This window comes from Stenotrophomonas sp. 89682_Sma (assembly GCF_056481405.1).
On the sequence record NZ_CM151147.1, the window covers coordinates 1,769,298 to 1,795,272 of the forward strand.

Genomic DNA, 25,975 nt, shown 5'->3' on the forward strand with positions numbered 1-25,975 from the left:
AGGCGCTGAAATCAGGGGGATATGCTACCACTCGGGCCTGTCCGGCCGATGTGGACTCAAGGCCGCGGCCCGTCGGCCGTTAACGGGTCCGAAGGGCTGCGCGGGGCGGCCCGGAGACCACCATGAACAACGTGATGGGAACTGCACTCGGCGGCATGCGTGCAGCCCTGCAGGGCGTGCAGGTGGCCGCGCACAACGTGGCCAATCTGGCGACCCCGGATGCCCAGCACCTGCAGTTGCAGCGCAATACCTCCGAGCAGGGTGGGGTGCAGGCTTCGGTGACGTCCACCGGCGCCGATGCCGGTGCGCCGCTGGGTGATCTGCTGGCGGCGAAAGCCGAGGTAGTGGCCTTCACCGCCAATGCCGCGGTGATCCGCCGCCAGGACCAGATGCTGGGCTCGCTGCTGGATCGCGAAGCCTGAGCAACCCGTCTCGGCAGGTGCCAACCTTGGTTGGCACGCTTTTGGGGCGCCAACCAAGGTTGGCACCTACCAGAGCATCGCCGGGCCATGCCCGGCGACCACCGCCTCGATCAGGCCGACAGCTCCAGCAGCAGCTTGTTCAGCCGCGCCACGTAGGCGCCCGGGTCCTTCAGGCTGTCACCGGCAGCCAGTGCGGCCTGGTCGAACAGCACCCGGCCGAGGTCGTCGAAACGCGCGCCATCGGCTTCGGCATCGAGCTTGGCGATCAGCGGATGGCCCGGGTTGATCTCCAGCACCGGCTTGCTGTCCGGCACCTTCTGCCCGCTGGCTTCCAGGATCTGGCGCATCTGCAGGCCCAGGTCCTGTTCGCCGATGGCCAGTACCGCCGGCGAATCGGTCAGGCGGTGCGAGACGCGCACTTCGGCCACGTCATCGCCCAGCACCGTCTTCAGGCGCTCCACCAGGCCCTGCTTGTCCTTGGCCGCTGCTTCCTGTTCCTGCTTGTCCGCTTCGGTTTCCAGCGCACCCAGGTCGAGGTCGCCGCGGGCGATGTCGACGAAGCCCTTGCCGTTGAAATCGGTCAGGTAGCCCATCAGCCACTCGTCGATGCGGTCGGTCAGCAGCAGCACTTCCACGCCCTTCTTGCGGAACACTTCCAGGTGCGGGCTGTTGCGCACCTGGCTGTAGCTCTCGCCTGTCAGGTAATAGATCTTGTCCTGGCCTTCGGCCATGCGGCCGAGGTAATCGGCCAGCGACACGGTCTGCGCATCGCCGTCGCCACGGGTGGAGGCGAAGCGCAGCAGGCCGGCCACCTTCTCGCGGTTGTTGTAGTCCTCGGCCGGGCCCTCCTTCAGCACCTGGCCGAATTCCTTCCAGAACGTGGCGTACTGCTCGGGCTTGTCGGCAGCCAGCTTTTCCAGCATGTCCAGCGAGCGCTTGGTCAACGCGGCCTTCATCGAATCGATGACCGGGCCGGACTGCAGGATCTCGCGCGAGACGTTCAGCGACAGGTCGTTGGAATCGACCACGCCCTTGATGAAGCGCAGGTACAGCGGCAGGAACTGCTCGGCCTGGTCCATCACGAATACGCGCTGCACGTACAGCTTCAGCCCCTTCGGCGCGTCACGGTGGTACAGGTCGAACGGCGCGCGGCCGGGCACGTACAGCAGCGAGGTGTACTCCAGCTTGCCTTCGACCTTGTTGTGGCTCCACGCCAGCGGGTCGCTGTGGTCGTGCGCCACGTGCTTGTAGAACTCGGTGTACTCGGCGTCGCTGATCTCGGTGCGCGGGCGGGTCCACAGCGCGCTGGCGCGGTTGACGGTCTCCCACTCGACGGCGGCGCCTTCTTCGCCTTCCTTCGGCATCTGGATCGGCAGACCGATATGGTCCGAGTACTTCTTGAGGATGCTGCGCAGGCGCCAGCCATCGGCGAAGTCGTGCTCGCCGTCCTTCAGGTGCAGCACAATGCGGGTGCCGCGCTCGGCCTTGTCGACGGTGGCCACCTCGAAATCGCCTTCGCCACGCGAGGTCCAGCGCACGCCTTCGCCTGCAGCCAGGCCGGCACGGCGCGAGGTCACTTCCACTTCGTCGGCGACGATGAAGGCGCTGTAGAAGCCGACACCGAACTGGCCGATCAGCTGCGAATCCTTCTTCTGGTCGCCGGACAGCTGGCGCAGGAAGTCACCGGTGCCGGATTTTGCAATCGTGCCCAGGTGGGCGATGGCTTCGGCGCGGCTCATGCCGATGCCGTTGTCTTCGATGGTGATGGTGTGGGCGGCGGCGTCGAAGCTCACATGCACGCGCAGCTCGCTGTCGCCTTCCAGCAGGGCCGGCTGGGTCAGGGCCTCGAAGCGCAGCTTGTCGGCGGCATCGGCGGCGTTGGAGACCAGCTCGCGCAGGAAGATTTCCTTGTTGGAGTACAGCGAGTGGATCATCAGCTGCAGCAGCTGCTTGACTTCGGTCTGGAAGCCAAGGGTTTCGGTCTGGGTGGTCTCGGTCATCGATAGGGCTCCATGTGCAATGCCGCGCCAGCGCGTGCGGCCTCGCCAAGGGGTAGGGATGATTGTCCCGAAATCAAGGGGTTGGTCGGGCAGGGCTTGCAGCCCTGCACCTGCAGAGGCCGATGCAACAGCAACAGCAACAGCAACAGCGGGCTATCCGTGGGATGGCGGGGCGGTGTGGGTTGGCAGGACACGCCGTGAACCCATCCATGGGGGCTCGATGGCGCCATCCATGGCGCCAACGGTCCTGCCAACCCACACCGCCCCGCCTCTGACAGGTTCACGCGGCTGTTGGTAGGTGTCGACCTTGGTCGACACATCTGTCAGATATCGAAATAAATCTGGGGTCAGATCCGTTTTCCGCAGGAAAACGGATCTGACCCCAAGAGTCGTTCCGACAGCTCGCAGGAAACTGTCGAAGGCGGGGTGGGTCAGGTTGTGGGGGTGTCCGCGGCATGGATGCCGCGGCCAAGCCCCCAAGGATGGGTTCACGGCGTCCCCCGCAACCTGACCCGCCTCGCCAACCCACAGGAAACCAGCTTTGCCGTTGCTCTGGCTGTTGCTTCGGCCGCTGCTTCGGCCTCTGCGGGTGCCGGGCGCCGCCCGGCCGAACTACAATCCCGCTCATGCTGAAATTCTCGAATGAACCCCGCCGGGGGCGCCGATGAGCGGCCGCGCGGGCAATGACGGCCAGGTCCGCATCATCGGCGGGCGCTGGCGCAACACCCGTCTGCCAGTGCCGACCCTGCCAGGCCTGCGGCCCAGCAGCGACCGCGTGCGCGAAACCCTGTTCAACTGGCTGATGCCCAAGCTGGGCGGTGCGCGGGTGCTGGACCTGTTCGCCGGCAGTGGCGCGCTCGGGCTGGAGGCAGTCTCGCGCGGTGCCAGCCACGCCACCCTGGTCGAGCGTGATGCTCAGCTCGGGCGCAATCTGACCGCCGCCGTGGCCAAGCTGCAGGCTACCGGACAGGTCACCGTGGTGCAGGCCGATGCCCTGCGCTGGCTGCAGGGCGCTCCGGCACAGCTGGCCGATCTGGTCTTCATCGACCCGCCGTTCGCCGACGGGCTTTGGCAGGACGTGCTGGCCCAGCTGCCGCGGCACCTGGCCGCCGATGCCTGGCTGTACCTGGAATCCCCGGCCAGCCACGTGCCGGTGCTGCCGCCGGAATGGCTGCTGCACCGCGAGGGCGGTACCCGCGAGGTGCGCTTTGCCCTGTACCGCCGCGCCGCTGCTACACTTTGACTTCATCTGAACATCTGCATCCGCCCATGACCGTGGCCAACCGCCGCATCGCCGTCTACCCCGGCACGTTCGACCCGATCACCAATGGTCATATCGACCTGGTCAGCCGGGCCGCGCCGCTGTTTGAAAAGGTCGTGGTGGGCGTGGCGCAGAGCCCGTCCAAGGGCCCGGCGCTGCCGCTGGAACAGCGCGTGCAGCTGGCGCGTGGCGCACTCGGCCACCATGGCAACGTCGAGGTCATCGGCTTCGACACCCTGCTGGCCCATTTCGTACGTTCGGTCCAGGGTGGGGTGCTGCTGCGCGGCCTGCGCGCGGTGTCCGACTTCGAGTACGAGTTCCAGATGGCCAGCATGAACCGCCACCTGATCCCCGAGGTCGAGACCCTGTTCCTGACCCCGGCCGAGCAGCACAGCTTCATTTCGTCCTCGCTGGTCCGCGAGATCGCGCGCCTGGGCGGCGACGTGTCCGGCTTCGTGCCGGCCGCGGTGCTCGAAGCCCTGCGCAAGGTCCGCGAAGCGAAGGCGGCACAGTCGTAAGCCCTGCTGTACCCGCACCCCATTACGTACAACACCACGCACCATTCCGGGAGGAAACCCATGAACACCACCATGCGCGCGATGCTGATCGCTTCATTGGCCCTGGCCTTCACCGCCTGCAAGAAGGAAGAGGCCGCACCGGTCGACGAGGCCAAGCAGGCCCTGGTCGCCCCGGCCAAGGATGACGATGCAGGCTGGAAGAAGTACCTGCAGGAAGTGGCCATCCAGAACATGGGCAACATCACCAACAGCCCGTTCCTGTACTACCTCTCCCCGGAATCGGACCCGGACTTCCAGGCCAAGTACGAGCGCCAGACCGAGAGCGCGACCCAGGCCGTGGCCCGTGGCGTGCAGCCGGGCAACATGCTGGCCTTCGGTTCGTCGGCCTCGGGCAAGATGGCTGACATGATCCAGGCCGTGTTCAAGGACGTGTCGCCGGATTCGATGAAGGGCGTGCGCGTCGTCTTCATCGGCCAGTCGGCCGACAACGCCCGCGTGCAGGCTGCCATCCAGCCGACCGGTGCCGAGTACATTTTCGTCGAAGCCAAGTAATACCGAGCCATGGCGGCCATGTTCCGGCATGGCCCGGGCGGCGCTCCGCAAGAGCGCCGCTGATGACCTGACCGGCCCGCGCGCCCGCGCTGGCCGGTCCTTTGTCCCAGGGCGCGGGCGAGGAGTATCGCCGTGTCGCTGAAAATCAACGAGCTCTGCGTCAACTGCGACGTATGCGAGCCGGCCTGCCCGAACCAGGCCATTGCGATGGGTGAAACCATCTACGTGATCGACCCTGCGCGCTGCACCGAATGCGTGGGTCATTTCGACGAGCCACAGTGCGTGGTCGTCTGCCCGGTCGAGTGCATCGATCCGGACCCGGAGATCGTGGAAACGGAAGACCAGCTGCTGGCCAAGCTGCGCCAGCTGCAGCACGATCACCCCGAACTCTATGCGGAGCCCCCATCCGAATGAAGACGTTGATCGTCCGCCCCCTGTTGCTGCTCGGCCTGCTGCTGAGCCCGGTTGCCTGGGCCGACAGCCCGGCCCGTGCCGAGCGCCCCGATGGCGCGGCCATTGCCAGTGGGCACGCGCTGGCCACGCAGGCCGGCATCGACATCCTGGCGCAGGGCGGCAACGCCTTCGACGCCGCGGTGGCAGTGTCGTCCACGCTGGCGGTGGTCGAGCCGATCAGTTCCGGGCTGGGCGGTGGTGGCTTCTTCCTGCTGCACGACGCGGCCACCGGCAAGGACGTGATGCTGGACGCGCGCGAGACCGCGCCGGCCGCTGCAACGCCGCAGGCCTTCCTCGACAAGCAGGGCAACCTCGACCGTGACCGCTCGGTCAACGGTGCCTGGTCGGCCGGTATTCCGGGCCTGCCTGCAGCGCTGGTCGAATTGTCGGCCAAGCATGGCAAGCTGCCGCTGTCGGCCTCGCTGCAGCCAGCCATCCGCATCGCGCGCGAAGGCTTCCCGGTGTACGACCGCATGGCCAAGGGCTATGCCTCGCGTCGTGAGGTGATGGAGCGCTATCCCGGCACGCGCGAGGTTTACCTGCGCAACGGCAAGCCGATCGCCAGCGGCGACCTGTTCAAGCAGCCGGAACTGGCGCAGACGCTGGAGCGCCTGGCCGCGGGTGGCTTTGATGGCTTCTACAAGGGCCAGACCGGAAAACTGCTGCTGGCCGGGGTGAAGCAGGCTGGCGGCAAGTGGACCGCTGAAGAGCTGGCCGGCTACCGCGTGAAGCAGCGCGAGCCGATCGTCTTCAACTACAACGGCTGGAAGATCACCACTGCGCCGCCGCCGTCGTCCGGTGGCATCGCGCTGGCCAGCATGCTGCAGATCCTGGAAGGCTGGGACATCAACAAGATGGACCCGGCGCACCGCACCCACCTTGTGGTGGAGTCGATGCGCCGTGCCTACCGCGATCGCACCTTCTTCCTCGGCGATCCGGACTTCGTGCAGATCCCGCAGAAGGTGCTGACCAGCAAGGATTACGCACAGGGCCTGCGCGCCACCATCCATCCGGAGAAGGCCACGCCCAGCGACCTGCTGTCGGGCAATCCGACCCCGCTGGAAGACGACGAGACCACGCATTTCTCGATCATCGACCGTGACGGCAACCGTGTCGGCGCCACCCAGACCGTCAACCTGCTGTACGGCTCGGGGCTTATTCCGAAGGGCACCGGCGTGCTGCTGAACAACGAGATGGACGACTTCGCGCTGAAGCCGGGCACGCCCAATGCGTTCGGTGTGATGGGCTACGAGGCCAATGCGCCGAAGCCGGGCAAGCGCATGCTCAGTTCGATGACGCCGACCTTCATGGAGAATGCCGACAAGGTGGTGGTGTTGGGCACCCCGGGTGGCAGCCGCATCATCACCATGGTGTTGCTGGGCATCCTCGGCTACGACGCCGGGCTGGATGCGCAGCAGGTTGCCGCGCTGCCGCGTTACCACCACCAGTGGCTGCCGGACCTGATCGAAGCCGAGGACGATGCGTTCGACGCGGCGACGGTGAAGCAGCTGCAGGCGATGGGCCACAAGATCGACCTGCCGGGCAATGTCGCCGCCGGCGGCCGCGGTTCCAGCCACGTGTGGGGCAACCTGCAGACCGTGGAATGGGACCGCAAGGCCAATAGACTGTTCGGCGGCAGCGACCCGCGCAACCCGGTCGGCAGCGCCCAGGTCGTGCCGGCCCGCTGATGCGGCGGTAGCGCCGGGCCATGCCCGGCGGACGCAAACCTTGAAGCCCCGCCACGGCGGGGTTTTCTGTTTTCTTCCTAGCGATTATTTAACGAGCCGGCGCCGATAATCAGCCCATGAAACTCTGGTCTATTCGTGGAAACTCGCAACGCCTCGATGGCGGCGCGATGTTCGGCAACGCGCCGCGTGCGTTGTGGGAAAAATGGGCGGCACCGGACGAGCTCAATCGCATCGAGCTGGCCTGCCGTGCGCTGCTTGCCAGCCCGCTGGAAGGCAAGACAGTGCTGTTTGAAACCGGTATCGGGGCATTTTTCGATCCGCGCATGCGCGAGCGTTACGGTGTGCAGGAAAGCCAGCACGTGCTGATCGATTCGCTGCGCGAGGCCGGTTTCGAGCACGAGGATATCGACGTGGTGGTGCTCAGCCACCTGCACTTTGATCACGCCGGTGGCCTGCTGGCGGCGTGGAGCGAAGGGCGTGAGCCGGAACTGCTGTTTCCCAATGCGACCTATGTGGTCGGTGCGCAGCATTGGCAGCGCGCCATGCAGCCGCATCCGCGCGACCGCGCCAGCTTCATTCCGGAGCTGCCTGGCCTGCTGCAGGCCAGCGGCCGCCTGGAAGTGGTGGACGGCGAGTATTCGAAGGTACTGGGTCGCAGCGTCCGCTTCAGCTACAGCGATGGTCACACGCCGGGGTTGATGCTGGCCGAGATCGTCGGCCATGCGCACGCCGGCGAGGATGCGCACGGCGGGGTGGTGTTCTGTGCCGACCTGATTCCCGGCCGCTCATGGGTGCATGTACCGATCACCATGGGCTACGACCGCAACGCCGAACTGCTGATCGACGAGAAGCGGCAGTTCCTTGAGGACAAGCTGGCGCGCAACGTGCATCTGTTTTTCACCCACGATCCGCAGGTGGCACTGGCGCAGCTGGGGCGCGATGACAAGGGGCGTTTCGTGACCCTGCACGAGCAGGGCGAACTGAAGGCGCGCGCGCTGGGGTGAGGGGTGTTGTCGGCAGGGCTTGCAGCCCTGCACCTGCACGACGGCAACGTCAACGTCAAAAGCGGGCTATCCGTGGGGTGGCGGGGCGGTGTCGGATTGCGGGGACGCCGCAAGTACGTCCCTGTAAGCTTGGCCGCCGCATCCAAGCGGCGGACACCCCGCAATCCGACACCGCCCCGCCTCTGACAGATGGCTGCGATCTGTCGGGGTCGGATCCCGTTGCTGTGCAACGGGCTCTGACCCCATTCGATTGAACTGGACTGTCTTACGAGGCTTTCAGGCAGCTGCTCATGAAGGTCTTGCGCGCGTCACCGGCCAGCTTCTTGGCACCCGCGTCAGCGTTGCACTTGCGCATGCGTTCCTGCTGCGCATTGACCGGCTTGGCTTCGGCGGCATGGCCACTGAGGCAGGAACTCTGCGCGGTCTTGTAGGCGTCCCCCTTCAAGCCCTTGTTCTTGGCCGAGCAGTCGGCCATGCGCTGCTGCTGTGGGGTGGTGGCATTGGCGGCCAAGGGCAGGCTGACCAGCAGGACAGCGGCCAGCAGGAAAGAAGCTTTCATCGAGGACACTCCAAGCGGTGGCGGGTGCGCGGAGCATTGGCCTGCGGGCAGCAAGGCCACGTGAAGAATCGTGCCCCGGCAGTGATCGCTTGCAGCGGCATTCAGATGGGCGTATTACTTAGTCGTATGGGTAAGTATGATCCTGCCATTCAAGACGTGTTCCAGGCTCTGGCCGACCCCACCCGATGCGCGATCGTGGCCGCACTGGGGCAGGGGCCGCGCACGGTGTCGACCTTGGCCGAGCCTTTCGAGATGGCCTTGCCCTCGCTGATGAAACATCTGGCCGTGCTGGAGCGCAGCGGCGTGGTGCGCAGCCGCAAGCAGGGACGTGTACGCACCTGCGAACTGGTGCCGGAACGGTTGGGCCAGGCCGAGCAATGGCTGGCCGCGCAGCGCGCCGTGTGGGAAGCACGCGCCGACCGCATGGTCGAGTTTGTTGAAACCCTTCACCGACAGGAGCAGGCCCATGGCCGTAGACGCAGGTAAAAACCCCGACACCGATCTGGTCATCAGCCGCGTACTGAACGCACCGCGTTCCGCGCTGTGGCGGGCTTGGACCGACCCGGAACTGCTGCGCCAGTGGTGGTGCCCGAAGCCATGGACCACCGAGGTCCGCGCATTCGACCTGCGCCCCGGGGGGGCCTTCCACACCTTCATGCAGGGCCCCGACGGCGGCAGCAGTGACAATCCGGGCAGCTTCCTGGAGATCGTGCCGCAGCAGCGCCTGGTGTTCACCTCGATGCTGGGCCCGGGTTGGCGGCCGCAGTCACCGTGGCTGGGCTTCACTGCCATCATCACGATGGAGGACGAGGGCCCGGGCTGCCGTTACACCGCGCGGGTGATGCACCCGGACAAGGCCCTGCGTGACCAGCATGAGCAGCTGGGTTTCTTCGACGGCTGGAACACCGTCATCGGCCAGCTGGAAGCGTTCGCAGCCGGCCTGTAGTCCATCGCTTGGGGTCGGAGCCCTCTCCCGTGGAGAGGGATCCGAACTGGGCCCGGTTGGGGTCAGATCCCTTTCGGCACGAAAGGGCTCTGACCCCCGGTACTCCGGATCAGCCCACGCGGGTACCGAAGATGCGATCACCGGCATCGCCCAGGCCCGGCAGGATGTAGCCCTTGTCGTTGAGCTGGGCGTCGATGGCCGCGGTGTAGATTTCCACGTCCGGGTGCACGGCCTTGACCGCCTTGATGCCTTCCGGCGCGGCCACCAGGAAGATGCCCTTGATGCGGCGGGCGCCGGCACGCTTGAGCATGTCGATGGTGGCGATCAGGGTGCCGCCGGTGGCCAGCATCGGGTCCAGGATCAGCGCGTCGCGCTCTTCCAGTCGGCCGGTCAGGCGCTCGAAGTAGGGCACCGGCTGCAGGGTTTCCTCATCGCGCTGCAGGCCGACCACGCTGACGCGCGCGGCCGGGATCAGCGAAAGCACGCCGCTGAGCATGCCCAGGCCGGCGCGCAGGATCGGCACCACGGTGATCTTGGCGCCGGCGATGCGCTGCACGGTGACCGGGCCGGCCCAGCCGGGCAGGGTGTGCGGTTCGGTGTCCAGGTCGGCGGTGGCCTCGTAGGCCAGCAGGGTGCCCAGCTCGTTGGCCAGTTCGCGGAAATCCTTGGTGCTGAGCGCAGCGTTGCGCATCAGGCCGATCTTGTGCTGCACCAGCGGGTGGCGCACTTCGACGATCTTCATGGTCGGGAAGGGGGAAAGGAGAGAGGAGGCCATTTTGCCGGATTGGGCGCCCAACCCCAAACCGGGGCCGGAGACGGCCTGCATGAAATGTGCAGATGCATGTCATTGCCATGCAACCTTGCGGACATACCGTGCAGACCCATTCTTAACAGGAATGGGGATTCCCAGTGCATATCAAGACTCCGTTGGCCGTTGCCATCACCCTGACCCTGGCGATGGGAGCTGCCGCACCACTGCAGGCCGCCGGGCAGCAGGCGGTCGCCACCACCGGCGCAGTGGCCGCCGATGCGGTCGACCTGGACCGCATTGAAGTGCGCGCCCAGCTTGAATCGCAGATCCGCGCGGTGGACCTCAAGCGCAGCAGCAACGCCATCGAGGATGCGGTGTCGTCCGACGCGCTGGGCCAGTACCCGGACAAGAACGTGGCCGAGTCGCTGCAACGCCTGCCGGGCATCAGCGTCACGCGCGACCAGGGCGAGGGCCGCTACGTGGTCGTGCGCGGACTGGATGCCAACCTCAACAGCGTCAGCGTCGACGGCATTGCCATCGGCACCCCGGACAACTCCAGCCGCGCCGCACCGATGGACGTGATCCCGTCCGATTCGACCGAGCGCCTGCGCGTGGTCAAATCGCCGACCCCGGACATGCCGGGTGATGCCATCGGTGGCGCGATCCTGGTCGAGACCGCCTCGGCGTTCGACCGTGATGGCCGCAGCCTGCGTGGCAAGATCGAAGGCAGCCACCAGCAGCTTTCGGGCGAGACCAGCCCGAAGGCCGCCTTCAACTACAGCGAAGTGTTCAACGACACCTTCGGCATCGCCGCCGGCGTGAACTACCAGAAGCGGACGTTCGAATCGGACAACAGCGAAGTGGAGTACGGTGATGTCAGCGGCAACAAGGACCTGACCACCACCCGCCCAGGTGAAATCACCGCGCTGAACCTGCAGAACCGCAAGTACGAGATCGAGCGCAAGCGCATCGGCGCCAACCTCAATCTGGACTGGCGCACGAACGAGGACAGCCGCTACTACCTGCGCACGCTGTACAGCCAGTTCGACGATGCCGAAACCCGCCAGCGCGTGATCTTCAACTTCAACAGCGCCGACATGATCGCCACCGGCACCGACCAGTATCGACTGGCCGGCATGCCGAAGGATTCGATCGACAAGCGCATGCGCTACCGGACCAAGGAAGAGAACACCTTCGCCGCCAGCCTGGGGGGCGAGAACAAGCTGACCGACGCGGTACTGGACTACAAGATCGGCTATACCCGCACCGAAGAACGCGTGGACGACGAGATCGAGGCGCGCTTCAAGCTCAACGGCAAGGCCTTCAATGGCACGTTGGACCAGCGCAGCCGCCTGCCCACCTATACCTTCGACAACGACCAGTGGCTGGACAACGCCAACTACAAGTTCGACCGTGTAGTGGCCAAGCCGAAGAAGGTGGACGACGAGGAGCGCAGCGCGCAGGTCAACATCCGCTTCGACGGCGACAACAGCAGCTACAAGTTCGGCCTGCTCGGCCGCTGGCGCGACCGTGACGTGAACGTCGACGAGGCGTCGCTGCGCGTGGGTCCGGCGATCAAGCTCAGCGACTGGACCAGCGGCTCGCCGGAACACCGCCATGGCCCGATGGGGCAGGGCATGGACTCGTCGGCGATGCGCAGCTACTGGTCGCAGCACAGTGGCGAATACAGCGCCCGTCCGCAGGACGTCGGTGGCAACGCCGCGACGTCTCTGGAAGGCGACTACACCGCGCGCGAAGACGTGTTCGCCAGCTATGCGATGGGCACCTGGGATATCGGCGCGCTGCGCGTGATCGGTGGCGTTCGCGTGGAGAACACTCGCTTCAGCGCCACCGGCAATCGCGTGGACGTGGCCAAGGACGGGCGTTCGTACACGGCGACCCGGGTCACCGCCAGCAAGAGCTACAACAATGTGCTGCCGGGCCTGCACCTGCGCTATGACGCCAGCGATGACTGGGTGATCCGCTTGGCCGCCAACAAGACGGTGGCGCGCCCGGGCTTCGGCGACGCCTCGCCGCGCATCGGCCTGGCCCGCAACGACAATGAAGTGCGTTTGGGCAATCCGGAGCTGGATCCGTACGAATCGACCAACATCGACCTGTCGGTGGAGAAGTACATCGGCGACAGCGGCATCCTCTCGCTGGGCGTGTTCCACAAGTCGATCGACGGCTACATCGTGCAGGTCCGACAGGGCGGCACCGACGGCATCTACGACGGCCTGCCGGTGGTGACCTCGATCAATGGCGACAAGGCCAAGGTGCGCGGCGCCGAATTCAACTGGCAGCAGCAGTTGTCGTTCCTGCCGGCCGGCTGGGATGGCCTGCTGGTGGGTGCCAGCGGCACTTGGCTGGACACTGATTTCGACCCGGACCTGGCCAAGCGCGCCGGCGAGGACTTCACGCTGCCCCGTGCCTCGAAGAACGTGTACAGCGCGCACATCGGCTACGAGAAGTACGGCCTGAGCACCCGCGTGGCGGCCGTGCACCGCAGCGAGTACCTGGACACTCTCGGTGCCGGCCGCGCCTTCGATATCTACGTTGCGCCGAACACCCAGCTCGACTTCTCGCTGGACTACAAGTTCACCCCGCGCGTGAGCATGTACCTCGAAGCGCAGAACCTGCTGGACAAGCCGCTTGAGCTGTACCAGGGCACGCGCTCGCGCACGCTGCAGATGGAAGAGTATGGCCGTACCTACGCGCTGGGCCTGAAGGTGGCACTGTGATGGGGCGTCGCATCACCGTCATGGCCGCGGCGCTGGCGGCTGCCCTGCTGGCGGGCTGCACGCCGGGCTCCAGCAACGATCCGTCCGTGGCCAAGCCCGAGGCGAAGGCCACGGCCGAGCGTGCGGTGACCACCATCGCCGAGGCATTCCTTTCACCGATGACGCCGGCCGACAACATCGATTCGCCCGCCGCCTGGCGTGCACCTGACGGAAAGCTGTGGCTGATCGCCACTGCCAAGGCCACCGACAAGCTGGTGGTCTACGACGGCAGCAGCGGCCAGCACCTGCGCGACGTAGGCAGCAGCGGCACCGCGCCGGGGCAGTTCGACCGCCCAAACGGCATCGCGGTGACCGACGATCTGCTGTGGATCGTGGAGCGCGACAATCACCGCGTACAGGTGCTGAGCCTGCCGGAACTCACCCCGCTGGCGACCTTCGCTGCGGACGACCTGCGCAAGCCGTACGGGCTGTGGGTCGACCGCCGTGCCGATGGCTACAGCGTCTACGTCACCGACTCCTGGGACAACGGCGAGGATGCACAGGGCCGTGACATCCTGCCGCCGCTGGCCGAGCTGGACAAGCGCGTGCGCCTGTACCGGGTGACCCGCGACGGTGCGAAGGTCGAAGCGAAGCTTGTGGCCAGCATTGGTGACACCACGGAGGCCGGTGCCCTGCGCGTGGTCGAATCGATCTGGGGCGACCCCGAGAACGATCGCCTGCTGATCGCCGAAGAGGACGAGAGCTACGCCAGCGAGTTCAAGGTCTACACGCTGGCCGGGCGTTTCACCGGAACCACCTTCGGTCGTGATGTGTTCAAGGCGCAGGCCGAAGGCGTGACCCTGCGCACCTGCGGCAAGGACGGCTGGTGGATCACCACCGAACAGAGCAAGCAGCGCAGCGTGTTCCACCTGTTCGACCGCCACACCCTGAAGCCGGTTGGCGCATTCCAGGGCAATACCGTTGCCAACACCGATGGCATCTGGATGATGCAGCAACCCAGTGCACGCTTCCCGCACGGTGCGCTGTACGCGGTGCACGACGACCAGGGCGTGGTGGCGTTTGACTGGGAGAGCATCGCCAGGCAGCTGGCGCTGCCGCTGGAGTGTGGCGCATGAGCCGGCCTTGCGTGATGCGCACGCTGGTGCTGGGCCTGCTGTTGGCCGTGCCGTCGCTGTCGTTCGCAGCGGCTGAACCGAACACCCAGGTGCCGGTGGGCAGCCGCCACTACGCGGCAACCATGGTGCCTGACCGCATCGTGGCTTCGCCTGCAGTCGATCCCAGCCACGGCTTCGCCGTGGCCTGGCGCACCGACGGCAGCGTGCAGGCGCCACTGCTGGAAATCGCCCTGGCCGGTGATTCACCCGCCATCGAGGGCATCCGCCAGATCCGTGCGACGACCCGCGCACTGCAGACAGAGAACGGTGTATCGCACCATCATCGCGCCGACATCGATGGCCTGAAGCCGGATACGCAGTACGTCTACCGCGTGCAAGGCAATGGCAGCTGGAGCGCCTGGAACCAGCTGCACACGCTGGCTGCGCCCGACCAGCCGCTGACCCTGCTGTACTTCGGTGATACCCAGAACAAGAACGTCAGCCATGTCAGCCGCCTGGTGCGCGCCGCACAGAAGGCCGCACCCGAGGCACGCCTGAGCCTGTTCGCCGGCGATCTGGTCAGTGGTGGCGACGGTGCCGATGACAGCGAGTGGGGGGAGTGGTTTGCCGCCACCGGTTGGCTCGCGCAGGAAACGCTGGTGGCGCCGGCGATCGGCAACCACGAGTATTTCGAGGAGTTCGCGGACACCCCGCAGGAGCGCCGCGTGCTGGGCAGGCACTGGCCGGTGACGTTCGCGCTGCCGGGCAATGGTGCTGCCGCCGCACGGCAGACCAGCTACTGGTTCGATGCGCAGGGCGTGCGCGTGGCGGTGGTCGATGGCACTTCGGCACTCGACCTTGGCACGGCCAAGGCACAGGCGCAGTGGCTGGACAAGGTGCTGACCGGCAATCCGCAGCCGTGGACCCTCGTACTGCTGCACCAGCCGTTCTATTCGCCGCGCGAAGGCCGCGAGAACGCCGCGCTGCGCGACGTGCTACTGCCGGTGGTACGCCGCCACAACGTCGATCTGGTGCTGCAGGGCCACGATCATACCTATGGTCGCCGTGGCGAAGGGCAGGCCGCGACGCCACAGTACGTGGTGACCGTGGCGGGGCCGAAACAGTACCGTCTCTCCGACGAGGCACGAAAGACGATGGATCCGGTGGCCGAGGACACCCAGCTGTTCCAGGTGTTGCACATCGACCCGCAGCACCTGCGCTATGAAGCGCGCACGGTGACCGGCCGGCTCTACGATGCCTTCGAGCTGCGCCGCGACGCCAAGGGCGGCAAGCAGCGCACGGAGCTGACCGAAGGCCGCATCACGCCACGCGACTGCCCGCGTGCGCAGACCGTCAAGGGTCGTGCCGATCGTTGCTGGGAATGAGGAGAAGCAGATGACCACGCCCCGCCGCATCCTCCCGTTCGCCGCCATCGGCGCCGCTCTTCTGTTGCTGGCCAGTGCGGTGACCGCCGCCGATACCGTACTGCATCCGTTCCTGGTGGCGCAGCCGAAGCAGGCGCCGCAGGAGGTGAATCTGGCCGTGGAGATTCCGGCAGGCAGCTTCACCAAGTACGAAATCAAGGAAGACGGCCTGGTGCATGTGGATCGCTTCCAGTCGATGCCGGTCGCCTATCCGGCCAACTACGGTTCGATGCCGCGTACGTTGGCTGGCGACAACGATCCGCTGGACGCGCTGGTGCTGACCCGTGAACCCCTGCACCCGGGCGTGATCGTGCGCTTCCGGCCGATCGGCTACCTGAAGATGATCGACGGCGGCGAGCACGACGAAAAGATCATCGGCGTGCCGACCGACAAGGTCGACCCGACCTATGCCGGTATCCGCGATCTGGCCGATCTGCCGGAGATCGAACGACAGCGCATCGAAGCGTTCTTCCGTATCTACAAGGACCTGCCGGCCGGGCGCAACCCGGTGCGGCTCAACGGTTGGGGCAACGCCGCCGAGGCGCGGGCACTGATCAGCGAGGCGATGCAGCGCTTCGAAAAGTAGATCCACGCCATGCGTGGATTCAGTCCAGCAACGTCTCGATGAACGACTCGGCCTGCAGGCGGTCGCCCAGTACCCGGGCCACCGCCTGTACGGCTGCCTCCTGGTGTTCAGGACGGATGCCGCCATCGTCGTCGTCGTTGTAGAGGTCATCGCCGGCATCGAGGTACACCGTGCCTGCAGCAGCCAGAGCCGCCATCAAGGTCGGCACATCGGCAGTGATCTCGCCGGCATCCAGCAGGCCGGCACCGTGGTGGCTGAACAGCACACGACCGTCGTCCAGGTCGAGGATGAACGGATCAGCCCCGCGATCGGCAATCACCAGCCAGTTCGATGGCCAGTCGTTGATCCGTTCGCCGCTGATGCCGTGCCATCGATAGCCGGCCTGCTGGCTCCACAGGCGTTGCAGTGGCGGTATCCAGACATCAAGGCCGGGAACAGTGATGCCGGCGCGGCCAACCCTGGCATTGATCTCTTCGCCCAGCGGCCCGACCTGCGCGTAGAAGCACGCCAGTGCCGGGGGCAGCGGGAACGGGCCCTGCCAGTCACGCTCCTGCTGGGCATGCAGCAGCCCGAAGCGGGCGAATGAGGCGTGCAGATCATCCATGTCAGAGTCCAACGGGTAGCGGCCGTGCAGCCTAGCAGACGGCGTCTGCGCGCATCTCCTTCACCACCGCTGGCTATCATGTGCGCCTTCCACAACGAAGGCAGTGCCTGTGTCGGTAGCGTTGGTATGGTTCCGCCGCGATCTGCGGCTGCAGGACAATCCGGCCCTGCAGGCCGCGCTTGATGGCGGTCACGAGGTGGTGCCGGTCTACATCCATGCGCCGCACGAAGAAGGCGAGTGGGCACCGGGTGCTGCCTCCGATGCGTGGCGCCACCGTTCACTGGCCGCGTTGGATGCGGATCTGCGCGCGCGGCGTTCCTCACTGGTGCTGCGCAGCGGTGACAGCCTGCCGACGCTGCTGGTTCTGATCGAACAGACCGGCGCAGAAGCCGTGTACTGGAACCGCAAGTACGAACCGGCCACCCAGCCACGCGACGCGACCATCAAACGCACGCTGCGTGAGCGGGGCATCGACGCGCAGAGCTGCAATGGCAGCCTGCTGTTCGAACCCTGGGATATCGCCACCCAGCAGGGGCAACCGTACAAGGTGTTCACGCCGTACTGGCGCAACGTGCTAAGCCATTGGCGCCTGCCTTCGCTGCAGGCCGCACCGAAGGCACTGGCGGCGCCCGCGGTCGACAGCCTGGCATTGGATAATCTCCAGCTGGCACCGACGCTGGACTGGGATACCGGCTTCTGGGAGCACTGGCAGCCGGGCGAAGCCGGTGCGCTGGAAGCACTGTCCGTCTTTGAAGACGGTGCCCTGCGCGGGTACCGCGAGCAGCGCGACCTGCCGGACCGTGTCGGGACCTCGCGGCTGTCGCCGCACCTGCATTTCGGCGAAATCGCACCCTGGCGCATCGCCCACGCCCTGGAAGGGCTGCGCAGTGCTGGCACCGACGCCGGCATCGATGGCTACCTGCGCCAGCTGGGCTGGCGCGACTTCGCCTACCACCTGCTGCATCACTTCCCGAAGACGCCCACCGACAACCTCAACCCGCGCTTCGATCGCTTCCCATGGGCAACGCCCAGCGACGCGCAGCTGCGCGACTGGCAGCGCGGCAACACCGGTGTGCCGATCGTCGATGCAGGCCTGCGCGAGCTGTGGCACACCGGCTACATGCACAACCGGGTGCGGATGATCGTCGCCAGCTACCTGTGCAAGCATCTGCGTGCGCACTGGCTGCATGGCGCGCGATGGTTCTGGGACACCCTGGTCGATGCCGACCTGGCCAACAACACGATGGGCTGGCAGTGGGTGGCGGGAACCGGCGCCGATGCTGCGCCGTACTTCCGCGTGTTCAATCCGGTCACCCAGGCCGAGAAGTTCGACCCGCAGGCCCGCTACATCAGCCGCTGGGTGCCCGAGCTGGCCGCACTGCCGGTGAAGGCACGATTCGCGCCCTGGCAGCATCCGTTGCTGCTGGCGGCACACGCCCCGGACTATCCACGCACGCCGCTGGTGGATCTGGCCGCCGGCCGCGACGCCGCGTTGGCGGCTTACCGTCAGTCGGGGGCAGGGTAAAGGGCGACCTGAGCGATCCGGTCAGTTAGCTGAACGTGGGCCTGTCGCGGTGTCCGATCATCATTCCGGCATCGCATCGTGCTGTTTATTCTCTTTGCGCCCGCAGGCCGCCGGCCAACCGGAAACCAAGGAGAACCTCATGATCCGCAACACCACCCGCAACGTCGCACTGGCCCTGATGAGCGCGGCCGTCCTGTCGGCCTGCGCCACCGGCGGCTCCTACGTACAGAGTGACCAGTACGGCAACCCGACCGAGCAGCAGAACCGCACCGGCCGCAACGCCCTGATCGGTACCGCCATCGGCGTGGCAGCTGGCCTGCTGACCGGCGACAGCGCTACCGAGCGTCGTCAGCATGCACTGATCGGTGCCGGTATCGGTGCGCTCAGCGGCGCCGCCGTCGGCCAGTACCAGGACCGCCAGGAACGCGCGCTGCGCGAGCGCACCGCCAACACCGGCATCGATGTGCAGCGCCAGGGCGACAACATCATGCTGAACCTGCCGGACGGCATCACTTTCGACTTCGGCAAGTCGACCCTGAAGCCGCAGTTCTACGGCTCGCTCAATGGCGTGGCGGGCACCCTGCGTGACTACAACCAGACCATGATCGAAGTGGTCGGCCACACCGACAGCATCGGCAGCGATGCGGTCAACAACCGCCTGTCGAAGGAACGTGCCGACTCGGTCGCGCAGTACCTGATCGGCCAGGGCGTGCAGAGCGTGCGCATCGAAACGCTGGGCGCTGGCAAGTCGTACCCGATTGCCGACAACAGCACCGATGCCGGTCGTGCCAAGAACCGCCGTGTCGAGATCCGGGTGATTCCGCTCAAGCAATAACGCGTAGCGTTACTGCTTGAGCCGGTCCGGCCATCGGCCGGAACGAAAATGCCGCCCTTGCAGGCGGCATTTTTTGTGGGTGCCGAGCGTTGCTCGGCACGCCGATAGCGCATCTCTCTGTAAGCCATGCCGACCAAGGTCGGCAACTACCAGGAGATGGGTAGGCGCTCTTGTTGCAGGCTACGCCGCCGAAGCGGCCACCTTCTCCAGGATCCGCTTGCCGCTGCTTTCCAGCGCAGCGTCTTCCTTTTCTTTCTGCTGCTGTGCCAGCTTCGCGCCCGGGCATTGCGCCAGCATGTAATTGGCGTCGAAGTTGAGCTTTTCGACCAGGAAGTCGACGAACGCACGCACCTTTGGCGAGACCAGGCGGCCGCCGGCGAACACGGCGTTGAAGTCCACTTCCGGGCCGGTCCAGCCAGCCAGCACGCGGCGCACCATGCCCGATTCAACGAACGGCTTGGCCATCACGTCGCCGGTCAACAGCAGGCCTTCGCCACACACCAATGCCCCATTCAACGCAGACATGTCGTTGGCGGTCATCAGCGGAGTAACCGGGAAATCACGCAGCTCGCCGCCGTTCTCGCCCAGCTGCCAGGTGAAGCGCGGTGAATTGCCCGTGTGGTACGGCTTGCGCATGGCCAGGATGCGATGGAACTGCAGTTCTTCCGGATGCAGCGGTTCGCCATAGCGCTCGATGTAGGCAGGGCTGGCGAACACCTGCGTCCGCAGGCTGCCCAGCTTGCGCGCGACCAGGTTGGAATCGGGCAGGGCCCCCACGCGCAGCGCAAGGTCCGCTTCACCTGCAATCAGGTCCAGCTTCTCGTTGCCCATGTGCATGTCCAGGCGGATCTCTGGATACTGCGCATGGAACTGGCCCAGCAGCGGGGCGATCCAGGTGATGCCGATCGAGTAGGGCACGGTGAAGCGCAGCCAGCCGCGCGGGCCGGACTGCAGCTGGCTCACCGCGCTCTCGGCTTCTTCCAGTTCGCGCGCGATGCGCTGGCAATGTTCGTGGTAGATCGAACCCGCTTCGGTCAGGCCGAGGCGGCGCGTGGTCCGGTGCAGCAGGCGCGCGCCCAGGCGCGTTTCCAGCTCCTGCACTTTGCGGCTGACCGTGGTCTTGGGCAGGCCGAGCGATTTGGCAGCGGCAATGAAGCTGCCTTGCTCGACCACTTTGACGAAGATCAGCGTCTCGTTGAGATCGTGGGACATGGTCGGGGATCCTGGACGTCGGGGATGGGGCAATCGTGACAGAACGATTGGACCGGGAGCGGGATGATTATTCCCCTTAATCAGGACTAATCAAGTAAAGGTTTGAGGTCTATCGTGGCGCCATTCGTTAATTGGAGCCCGTCCGCCATGAGCCTGCGCAACATTCTTGCCCGACTCCGGAACGCCGGCCAGAACACCCTGGACCTGGCGATGACCGTCGAAGCCCGTCCGAGTTCCTTGGTACACAAGGACTTTCGTGAGTTTACCGCGCCCATGCGTCAGCAGCGTGGCGGTGCCATCCGCCTGGCCCCTCACGAGGGTGACCGACTGCGCCGAATCGGGACTATCCCGGATTTGGGAGGAAATGTCCCGTGAATGGGATGCTGACGCCGGAAGTCCTGGTCCTGGGCGGCACCGGTGCCGTCGGCCAGGGTGTGGTTGGCGCGCTGCTGGAGGCCGGCAGCCCGGTACTGGTTGTCGGCCGCGATCCGGGCCGGCTGGCGGCGCTGCACGAGCAGTTCGCTGACGAGCCGGGCCTGGAGACGCTGCTGGGTTCGCTCAGCGACGACGGATCGGCGCGCGCGCTGGCTGAACGCATCGCGCAGCGCCCGCGCCCGCTGGCGGCAGTGATCGCCGCAATGGGTGGGCCGTACCGCCGCGGTCGCGTGGTCGATCGCAACGGTGACGAACTGATGGCTGCGATGCAGGCCGATCTGATGCCGCACGTGCACGCGGTGCGTCACCTGCTGCCTCTGCTGCAGGACAACGTGCACGCACGACGCTACGTGATGATCGGCAGCCCGGCCAACGCCAAGCCGTGGGCGGGCTACGGCGAGACCTCGATCACCACCGCCGCGCTGCGCATGTACGCGCAGGTCGTGCACCAGGAAGCGCAGGCGCTGGGCGTGCGCGCGCAGATGCTGGAAGTCTGCAGCCCCGTCTGTACCCCGGCCAACGCGGCCAATGCCTGCATCGAGTGGCCCAGCTCGCTGCTGGTCGGTCGTCGCGTGGTCTCGCTGCTGGATGGTTGCCGCGACAACCGCGCCATCGTCCGCTGTGACAGCAGCGATGCCGAACTGCCGCGCGGCCTGCTGCACCTGGAAGTTCCCCCTTTGTGGCGCGATACCGCAGGCGTCGCTTGACCTTGACCATGGTTGAGGTCGCAGTATGCGCCGCCGATTTTTGCAACACGTTCTCATATAGCTGTACCACCCCTCCGTACGGATGCATGCCATGACTTCCCCCAATACCACCCCACATCGTTTCGGCCATCGCATCGCGATGGTCGGCGTGTCGATCCTCGCCGCGGCCGTGCTGGCGGCCTGCAGCGGCGGCCATGCCGAAGAAGCCGGTGCACCGCCTCCGCCGCAGGTCAGCGCAGCGCCGGTGCTGGTCAAGCAGGTCAGCCAGTGGGACGAATTCAGCGGCCGCGTCGAAGCGGTACAGAGCGTTGAACTGCGTCCGCGCGTGTCCGGCTACATCGACAAGGTCAACTACGTTGAAGGCCAGGAAGTGAAGAAGGGCGAAGTGCTCTTCACCATCGACGCGCGCAGCTACCAGGCCGAGTACGATCGCGCTGCCGCAGAACTGGCCCGTGCCCGCACCCAGGCTACGCTGGCCCGCAGCGAGTCCGAGCGTGCCAAGCGCCTGTCCGAGCAGCAGGCGATCTCCACCGAGACCGCCGAACAGCGTCGCGCGGCGGCCGACCAGTCCGGTGCTGCGGTGCAGGCCGCGCAGGCGGCGCTGGACGCGGCACGGCTCAACCTGGAGTTCACCAAGGTGCGTGCACCGATCGACGGCCGTGCCGGCCGCGCGATGGTCACCGCCGGCAACCTGGTCACCGCCGGTGACAGTGCCAGCGTGCTCACCACGCTGGTCTCGCTGGATACCGTGTTCGTCTACTTCGATGCCGACGAAAGCACCTTCCTGCGCTATGCCCAGATGGCACGCAAGGGCGAGCGCCCGAGCGAGCGTGACAGCGAGCTGCCGGTGAAGGTCGGCCTGTCCGGTGAGGAGGGTTACCCGCACTCGGGCAAGGTCGACTTCCTCGACAACCAGGTCGCCCGCAGCACCGGCACCATCCGCGTCCGCGCACTGCTGGACAACGCCGACCGCCAGTTCACCCCGGGCCTGTTCGCCCGCGTGCAGCTGCTCGGCAGCGGCCAGTTCCAGGCCCTGCTGATCGACGACAAGGCCGTGCTGACCGACCAGGACCGCAAGTATGTCTATGTGGTCGACAAGGATGGCAAGGCCCAGCGCCGCGACATCCAGCTCGGTCGCACCGCTGATGGCCTGCGCATTGTCGAACACGGCCTGGCCGCGGGCGACAAGGTGATCATCGACGGCGTGCAGAAGGTCTTCATGCCGGGCATGCCGGTGCAGGCCAAGGCGGTGGCGATGCAGCCACAGGCCGCGCCGGCACCGGGCCGCGATGCCACCGCCGCCCTGAAGCACTGATCCGCCGTCTCCTGATCCGCGTCCCCGCTTAGCTGCCGGCGCCAGCGGCAGCCTTCCCTGCCTTCGTCATTTCGGCGAGGGGCAGGGTGGCTGTTGCCCGCCGAATGCCTTTCCCAGGAATTCCTCCATGGACTTTTCCCGTTTCTTCATCGACAGGCCGATCTTCGCGGCGGTGCTGTCGATCGTGATCTTCGCCGCAGGCCTGATCACGATTCCAATTCTGCCGATCAGCGAGTACCCGGAAGTGGTGCCGCCCTCGGTGGTCGTGCGCACGGTCTATCCGGGCGCCAACCCCAAGGTCATCGCCGAGACCGTCGCCACGCCACTTGAAGAAGCCATCAACGGCGTCGAAGGCATGATGTACCTGAAGTCGGTCGCCGGTTCCGACGGCGTGCTGCAGATGACCGTTACCTTCCGCCCGGGTACCGACCCGGACGCGGCGGCGGTGAAGGTGCAGAACCGTGTGGCGCAGGCGCAGGCGCGCCTGCCCGAGGACGTGCGCCGGCAGGGCGTGACCACGCAGAAGCAGTCGCCGACCTTCCTGATGGTGGTGCACCTGACCTCGCCGCAAGGCAAGTACGACACCCTGTACCTGCGCAACTACGCCCGCCTGCACGTCAAGGACGCGCTGGCGCGTATCCCGGGCGTCGGTGACGCGCAGATCTTCGGTGGTGGCGACTACGCCATGCGCGCCTGGCTGGATCCGGACAAGGTGGCTTCGCGCGGCCTGACCGCCAGCGACGTGGTGCGCGCCATGCGCGAGCAGAACGTGCAGGTGTCGGCCGGCCAGCTCGGCGCCGAACCGCTGCCGGACAGCAAGTTCCTGACCCTGATCAATGCCCAGGGCCGGCTGAAGACCGAAAAGGAATTCGGCGACATCGTGCTCAAGAGCGGCACCGATGGCGAGATCGTGCGCCTGTCCGACGTGGCCCGTCTGGAGCTGGGTGCGGGTGACTACACCCTGCGCTCGCAGCTGGACGGCAAGAACGCGGTCGGTATCGGTATCTTCCAGTCGCCGGGTGCGAACGCGCTGGAAATCCGCGACCAGGTCATCTCGACGATGGACGAGATGCAGAAGACCATGCCGGCCGACGTGAAGTACGAAGCGGTGTATGACACCACCATCTTCGTGCGCGACTCGATCAAGGCCGTGGTCTCCACGCTGCTGGAAGCCATCGCGCTGGTGGTGCTGGTGGTGATCCTGTTCCTGCAGACCTGGCGCGCTTCGATCATCCCGCTGATCGCGGTGCCGGTGTCGGTGGTCGGTACCTTCGCCGCGCTGTACCTGCTGGGCTTCTCGATCAACACGCTGAGCCTGTTCGGCCTGGTGCTGGCGATCGGCATCGTGGTCGACGACGCGATCGTGGTGGTGGAGAACGTCGAGCGCAACATCGAGGAAGGCCTGTCGCCCACCGCGGCGGCACACCAGGCCATGCGCGAAGTGTCCGGCCCGATCGTGGCGATCGCGCTGGTGCTGTGCGCCGTGTTCGTGCCGATGGCCTTCCTGTCCGGTGTCACCGGCCAGTTCTACAAGCAGTTCGCGGTCACCATCGCCATCTCCACGGTGATCTCGGCGATCAACTCGCTGACCCTCTCGCCGGCCCTGGCCGCGCGCCTGCTGAAGGCCCACGGCGCACCGAAGGACGGCCCGAGCCGCCTGATCGACCGCCTGTTCGGCTGGGTGTTCCGTCCGTTCAACCGCTTCTTCAAGTCCAGCTCGGAGAAGTACGAGCGTGGCGTGGCGCGCATCCTCGGCCGTCGTGGCGCGGTGTTCTTGGTCTACGCGATCCTGCTGGTCGGTACCGGCGTGATCTTCAAGCTGGTGCCGCCGGGCTTCATCCCGACCCAGGACAAGCTGTACCTGATCGCCGGCGTGAAGCTGCCGGAAGGTTCGTCGATCGCGCGTACCGATGAAATGCTGCGCAAGGTGGCCAAGATCGCCCAGGAAACCGATGGCGTGGCCCACACCATCTCGTTCCCGGGCCTGAACGCGCTGCAGTTCACCAATACGCCGAACACCGGTGTGGCGTTCATTCCGCTCAAGCCGTTCGCCGAGCGTCATGGCCGTACCGCCGCGCAGATCAACGCCGAGATCAACCAGAAGATCGCCGGGCTGCAGGAAGGCTTCGCGTTCGCGATGATGCCGCCGCCGATCCTCGGCCTGGGTAATGGCAACGGCTACCAGATGTTCATCGAGGACCGCGGCAACCTGGGCTACGGCGCGCTGCAGAATGCCGTGCAGGCAATGCAGGGCACCGTTGCGCAGACCCCAGGCATGGCCTTCCCGATTTCCAGCTACCAGGCCAACGTGCCGCAGCTGGATGCCGAGGTGGACCGCGTCAAGGCCAAGGCGCAGGGCGTGCAGCTCACCGAACTGTTCGACACCCTGCAGACCTACCTGGGTTCGGCCTACGTCAACGACTTCAACCAGTTCGGCCGTACCTGGCAGGTGATCGCCCAGGCTGACGGTCCGTTCCGCGAGACGGTCGAGGACATCGGCAAGCTGCGTACCCGCAACGACCGCGGCGAGATGGTGCCGATCGGTTCGATGGTCACCATCAAGCAGACCTTCGGCCCGGACCCGGTGCTGCGCTTCAATGGCTACCCGGCAGCGGACCTGGCCGGTGAAGCCGACCCGCGCCTGCTGTCCTCGGCCGAAGCGATGAACAAGCTGACCGAGATCGCCGGCAAGGTGCTGCCGGTGGGCATGACCACTGAATGGACCGACCTGAGCTATCAGCAGGCAACGCAGGGCAAGGCCGCCTTCATCGTGTTCCCGGTGGCGATCATGCTGGCCTTCCTGGTGCTGGCCGCGCTGTACGAGAGCTGGTCGCTGCCGCTGGCGGTGATCCTGATCGTGCCGATGACCCTGCTGTCCGCGCTGTTCGGCGTCTGGCTCACCGGCGGTGACAACAACGTGTTCGTGCAGGTCGGCCTGGTGGTGCTGATGGGCCTGGCGTGCAAGAACGCGATCCTGATCGTCGAATTTGCCAGAGAGCTGGAGATGGGCGGCAAGGGCATCGTTGAAGCCGCGCTGGAAGCCTGCCGCCTGCGTCTGCGCCCGATCGTGATGACCTCCATCGCGTTCATCGCCGGCACGGTGCCGCTGGTGCTGTCGCACGGTGCAGGCGCCGAGGTGCGCTCGGTGACCGGTATCACCGTGTTCGCCGGCATGCTGGGCGTGACCCTGTTCGGCCTGTTCCTCACCCCGGTGTTCTACGTGGCCCTGCGCAAGTTCGTCACCCGCAATGGTGGTGGCCAGCTGGTGCAGCACGGCGAGCCGACCATCCACCACTGACATGGAACCCCGTCGCCGCCGGTCATTGGCCGGTGGCGGCTTCCT

General features: G+C 66.2%; 24 protein-coding genes. 19 read left to right on the forward strand and 5 right to left on the reverse strand.

Annotated features, from left to right (window positions below):
• Window positions 1-122: 122 nt before the first annotated feature.
• A complete protein-coding gene (locus ACZK29_RS08300; protein WP_478446898.1) occupies window positions 123-422 on the forward strand; it encodes a hypothetical protein in 300 nt (99 codons plus the stop codon).
• A 110-nt stretch (window positions 423-532) separates the two neighbouring features.
• Here ACZK29_RS08300 and htpG read toward each other — a convergent pair whose 3' ends face one another.
• Window positions 533-2,422 (reverse strand): molecular chaperone HtpG, encoded by a 1,890-nt coding sequence (gene htpG, locus ACZK29_RS08305; RefSeq protein WP_164147161.1) that lies wholly within the window; start codon window positions 2,420-2,422, stop codon window positions 533-535.
• A 664-nt stretch (window positions 2,423-3,086) separates the two neighbouring features.
• Between htpG and rsmD the strand changes: the two genes are divergently transcribed.
• The 6 genes from rsmD to ACZK29_RS08335 all read left to right on the forward strand — a co-directional run bounded on the left by rsmD (window position 3,087) and on the right by ACZK29_RS08335 (window position 7,898).
• Window positions 3,087-3,665, forward strand: coding sequence for a 16S rRNA (guanine(966)-N(2))-methyltransferase RsmD (gene rsmD, locus ACZK29_RS08310; RefSeq protein ID WP_111203700.1), 579 nt, complete (start codon window positions 3,087-3,089; stop codon window positions 3,663-3,665).
• Between the two features lie 26 nt (window positions 3,666-3,691).
• Entirely contained in the window at window positions 3,692-4,201 is a 510-nt protein-coding gene (gene coaD / locus ACZK29_RS08315; protein WP_005409091.1) for a pantetheine-phosphate adenylyltransferase, read from the forward strand.
• A gap of 60 nt (window positions 4,202-4,261) precedes the next feature.
• A complete protein-coding gene (locus ACZK29_RS08320; RefSeq protein WP_005409092.1) occupies window positions 4,262-4,753 on the forward strand; it encodes a hypothetical protein in 492 nt (163 codons plus the stop codon).
• Window positions 4,754-4,885: 132 nt separating this feature from the next.
• Window positions 4,886-5,167, forward strand: a complete 282-nt coding sequence (locus ACZK29_RS08325; protein ID WP_004153175.1) for a YfhL family 4Fe-4S dicluster ferredoxin — start codon at window positions 4,886-4,888, stop codon at window positions 5,165-5,167.
• On the forward strand, window positions 5,164-6,894 hold the full coding sequence (gene ggt, locus ACZK29_RS08330; protein WP_164147077.1) for a gamma-glutamyltransferase: 1,731 nt from the start codon (window positions 5,164-5,166) through the stop codon (window positions 6,892-6,894). Before ACZK29_RS08325 ends, ggt begins: the two co-directional genes overlap by 4 nt.
• Before the next feature lie 116 nt (window positions 6,895-7,010).
• Entirely contained in the window at window positions 7,011-7,898 is an 888-nt protein-coding gene (locus tag ACZK29_RS08335) for an MBL fold metallo-hydrolase (RefSeq protein ID WP_005412984.1), read from the forward strand.
• Between the two features lie 265 nt (window positions 7,899-8,163).
• On the opposite strand, the gene ACZK29_RS08340 is transcribed toward ACZK29_RS08335, so the two are convergent.
• Window positions 8,164-8,457, reverse strand: a complete 294-nt coding sequence (locus tag ACZK29_RS08340; protein WP_106549394.1) for a PsiF family protein — start codon at window positions 8,455-8,457, stop codon at window positions 8,164-8,166.
• A 60-nt stretch (window positions 8,458-8,517) separates the two neighbouring features.
• Here ACZK29_RS08340 and ACZK29_RS08345 point away from each other — a divergent pair, with 60 nt between their 5' ends.
• Both ACZK29_RS08345 and ACZK29_RS08350 read left to right on the forward strand, forming a co-directional pair.
• The gene (locus ACZK29_RS08345) at window positions 8,518-8,943 is read left to right on the forward strand and encodes an ArsR/SmtB family transcription factor (RefSeq protein ID WP_239504013.1); all 426 of its coding nucleotides are present in this window, start codon (window positions 8,518-8,520) and stop codon (window positions 8,941-8,943) included.
• The gene (locus tag ACZK29_RS08350; protein WP_111203704.1) at window positions 8,924-9,403 is read left to right on the forward strand and encodes an SRPBCC family protein; all 480 of its coding nucleotides are present in this window, start codon (window positions 8,924-8,926) and stop codon (window positions 9,401-9,403) included. The genes ACZK29_RS08345 and ACZK29_RS08350 overlap by 20 nt, the downstream gene beginning before the upstream one ends.
• A gap of 109 nt (window positions 9,404-9,512) precedes the next feature.
• On the opposite strand, the gene upp is transcribed toward ACZK29_RS08350, so the two are convergent.
• Window positions 9,513-10,145 (reverse strand): uracil phosphoribosyltransferase, encoded by a 633-nt coding sequence (upp, locus tag ACZK29_RS08355; protein WP_142234582.1) that lies wholly within the window; start codon window positions 10,143-10,145, stop codon window positions 9,513-9,515.
• A gap of 215 nt (window positions 10,146-10,360) precedes the next feature.
• Between upp and ACZK29_RS08360 the strand changes: the two genes are divergently transcribed.
• From ACZK29_RS08360 to ACZK29_RS08375, 4 genes are read left to right on the forward strand one after another with little or no spacing between them, the layout of a single operon-like run.
• A complete protein-coding gene (locus tag ACZK29_RS08360; protein ID WP_478447075.1) occupies window positions 10,361-12,895 on the forward strand; it encodes a TonB-dependent receptor in 2,535 nt (844 codons plus the stop codon).
• Window positions 12,895-14,010 (forward strand): phytase, encoded by a 1,116-nt coding sequence (locus tag ACZK29_RS08365; RefSeq protein ID WP_478446899.1) that lies wholly within the window; start codon window positions 12,895-12,897, stop codon window positions 14,008-14,010. Before ACZK29_RS08360 ends, ACZK29_RS08365 begins: the two co-directional genes overlap by 1 nt.
• Window positions 14,007-15,374 (forward strand): purple acid phosphatase family protein, encoded by a 1,368-nt coding sequence (locus ACZK29_RS08370; protein ID WP_164147080.1) that lies wholly within the window; start codon window positions 14,007-14,009, stop codon window positions 15,372-15,374. The genes ACZK29_RS08365 and ACZK29_RS08370 overlap by 4 nt, the downstream gene beginning before the upstream one ends.
• A 10-nt stretch (window positions 15,375-15,384) precedes the next feature.
• Window positions 15,385-15,999, forward strand: a complete 615-nt coding sequence (locus tag ACZK29_RS08375) for an inorganic diphosphatase (protein WP_111203708.1) — start codon at window positions 15,385-15,387, stop codon at window positions 15,997-15,999.
• A 19-nt stretch (window positions 16,000-16,018) separates the two neighbouring features.
• Here ACZK29_RS08375 and ACZK29_RS08380 read toward each other — a convergent pair whose 3' ends face one another.
• Complete coding sequence (locus tag ACZK29_RS08380; RefSeq protein WP_111203709.1) at window positions 16,019-16,603, reverse strand: SMI1/KNR4 family protein; 585 nt, start codon at window positions 16,601-16,603, stop codon at window positions 16,019-16,021.
• A 109-nt stretch (window positions 16,604-16,712) separates the two neighbouring features.
• Between ACZK29_RS08380 and ACZK29_RS08385 the strand changes: the two genes are divergently transcribed.
• Both ACZK29_RS08385 and ACZK29_RS08390 read left to right on the forward strand, forming a co-directional pair.
• Window positions 16,713-18,128 carry a cryptochrome/photolyase family protein gene (locus tag ACZK29_RS08385; RefSeq protein WP_478446900.1) on the forward strand — a complete coding sequence of 472 codons (1,416 nt, stop codon included), beginning with the start codon at window positions 16,713-16,715 and terminating at the stop codon, window positions 18,126-18,128.
• A 139-nt stretch (window positions 18,129-18,267) separates the two neighbouring features.
• Complete coding sequence (locus ACZK29_RS08390) at window positions 18,268-18,963, forward strand: YiaD family glycine zipper/OmpA-like lipoprotein (protein ID WP_010484399.1); 696 nt, start codon at window positions 18,268-18,270, stop codon at window positions 18,961-18,963.
• Window positions 18,964-19,143: 180 nt separating this feature from the next.
• On the opposite strand, the gene ACZK29_RS08395 is transcribed toward ACZK29_RS08390, so the two are convergent.
• The gene (locus ACZK29_RS08395) at window positions 19,144-20,175 is read right to left on the reverse strand and encodes a LysR family transcriptional regulator (RefSeq protein ID WP_005409107.1); all 1,032 of its coding nucleotides are present in this window, start codon (window positions 20,173-20,175) and stop codon (window positions 19,144-19,146) included.
• Window positions 20,176-20,322: 147 nt separating this feature from the next.
• On the opposite strand from ACZK29_RS08395, the gene ACZK29_RS08400 reads away from it, so the two are divergent.
• The 4 genes from ACZK29_RS08400 to ACZK29_RS08415 all read left to right on the forward strand — a co-directional run bounded on the left by ACZK29_RS08400 (window position 20,323) and on the right by ACZK29_RS08415 (window position 25,930).
• Window positions 20,323-20,550, forward strand: a complete 228-nt coding sequence (locus ACZK29_RS08400) for a hypothetical protein (protein ID WP_111203711.1) — start codon at window positions 20,323-20,325, stop codon at window positions 20,548-20,550.
• Window positions 20,547-21,317 carry an SDR family NAD(P)-dependent oxidoreductase gene (locus ACZK29_RS08405; protein WP_111203712.1) on the forward strand — a complete coding sequence of 257 codons (771 nt, stop codon included), beginning with the start codon at window positions 20,547-20,549 and terminating at the stop codon, window positions 21,315-21,317. The genes ACZK29_RS08400 and ACZK29_RS08405 overlap by 4 nt, the downstream gene beginning before the upstream one ends.
• 91 nt (window positions 21,318-21,408) lie before the next feature.
• The gene (locus ACZK29_RS08410; RefSeq protein WP_049429138.1) at window positions 21,409-22,632 is read left to right on the forward strand and encodes an efflux RND transporter periplasmic adaptor subunit; all 1,224 of its coding nucleotides are present in this window, start codon (window positions 21,409-21,411) and stop codon (window positions 22,630-22,632) included.
• A 127-nt stretch (window positions 22,633-22,759) separates the two neighbouring features.
• Window positions 22,760-25,930 carry an efflux RND transporter permease subunit gene (locus tag ACZK29_RS08415; RefSeq protein WP_111203713.1) on the forward strand — a complete coding sequence of 1,057 codons (3,171 nt, stop codon included), beginning with the start codon at window positions 22,760-22,762 and terminating at the stop codon, window positions 25,928-25,930.
• The last annotated feature ends 45 nt before the right edge of the window (window positions 25,931-25,975 follow it).

Coding starts and splice junctions, on each gene's coding strand:
- ACZK29_RS08300 (WP_478446898.1), top strand. CDS start 123: ATGAACAACGTGATGGGAACTGCACTCGGCGGCATGCGTGCAGCCCTG.
- htpG (WP_164147161.1), bottom strand. CDS start 2,422: ATGACCGAGACCACCCAGACCGAAACCCTTGGCTTCCAGACCGAAGTC.
- rsmD (WP_111203700.1), top strand. CDS start 3,087: ATGAGCGGCCGCGCGGGCAATGACGGCCAGGTCCGCATCATCGGCGGG.
- coaD (WP_005409091.1), top strand. CDS start 3,692: ATGACCGTGGCCAACCGCCGCATCGCCGTCTACCCCGGCACGTTCGAC.
- ACZK29_RS08320 (WP_005409092.1), top strand. CDS start 4,262: ATGAACACCACCATGCGCGCGATGCTGATCGCTTCATTGGCCCTGGCC.
- ggt (WP_164147077.1), top strand. CDS start 5,164: ATGAAGACGTTGATCGTCCGCCCCCTGTTGCTGCTCGGCCTGCTGCTG.
- ACZK29_RS08335 (WP_005412984.1), top strand. CDS start 7,011: ATGAAACTCTGGTCTATTCGTGGAAACTCGCAACGCCTCGATGGCGGC.
- ACZK29_RS08340 (WP_106549394.1), bottom strand. CDS start 8,457: ATGAAAGCTTCTTTCCTGCTGGCCGCTGTCCTGCTGGTCAGCCTGCCC.
- ACZK29_RS08350 (WP_111203704.1), top strand. CDS start 8,924: ATGGCCGTAGACGCAGGTAAAAACCCCGACACCGATCTGGTCATCAGC.
- upp (WP_142234582.1), bottom strand. CDS start 10,145: ATGAAGATCGTCGAAGTGCGCCACCCGCTGGTGCAGCACAAGATCGGC.
- ACZK29_RS08360 (WP_478447075.1), top strand. CDS start 10,361: ATGGGAGCTGCCGCACCACTGCAGGCCGCCGGGCAGCAGGCGGTCGCC.
- ACZK29_RS08365 (WP_478446899.1), top strand. CDS start 12,895: ATGGGGCGTCGCATCACCGTCATGGCCGCGGCGCTGGCGGCTGCCCTG.
- ACZK29_RS08370 (WP_164147080.1), top strand. CDS start 14,007: ATGAGCCGGCCTTGCGTGATGCGCACGCTGGTGCTGGGCCTGCTGTTG.
- ACZK29_RS08375 (WP_111203708.1), top strand. CDS start 15,385: ATGACCACGCCCCGCCGCATCCTCCCGTTCGCCGCCATCGGCGCCGCT.
- ACZK29_RS08380 (WP_111203709.1), bottom strand. CDS start 16,603: ATGGATGATCTGCACGCCTCATTCGCCCGCTTCGGGCTGCTGCATGCC.
- ACZK29_RS08390 (WP_010484399.1), top strand. CDS start 18,268: ATGATCCGCAACACCACCCGCAACGTCGCACTGGCCCTGATGAGCGCG.
- ACZK29_RS08395 (WP_005409107.1), bottom strand. CDS start 20,175: ATGTCCCACGATCTCAACGAGACGCTGATCTTCGTCAAAGTGGTCGAG.
- ACZK29_RS08400 (WP_111203711.1), top strand. CDS start 20,323: ATGAGCCTGCGCAACATTCTTGCCCGACTCCGGAACGCCGGCCAGAAC.
- ACZK29_RS08410 (WP_049429138.1), top strand. CDS start 21,409: ATGACTTCCCCCAATACCACCCCACATCGTTTCGGCCATCGCATCGCG.
- ACZK29_RS08415 (WP_111203713.1), top strand. CDS start 22,760: ATGGACTTTTCCCGTTTCTTCATCGACAGGCCGATCTTCGCGGCGGTG.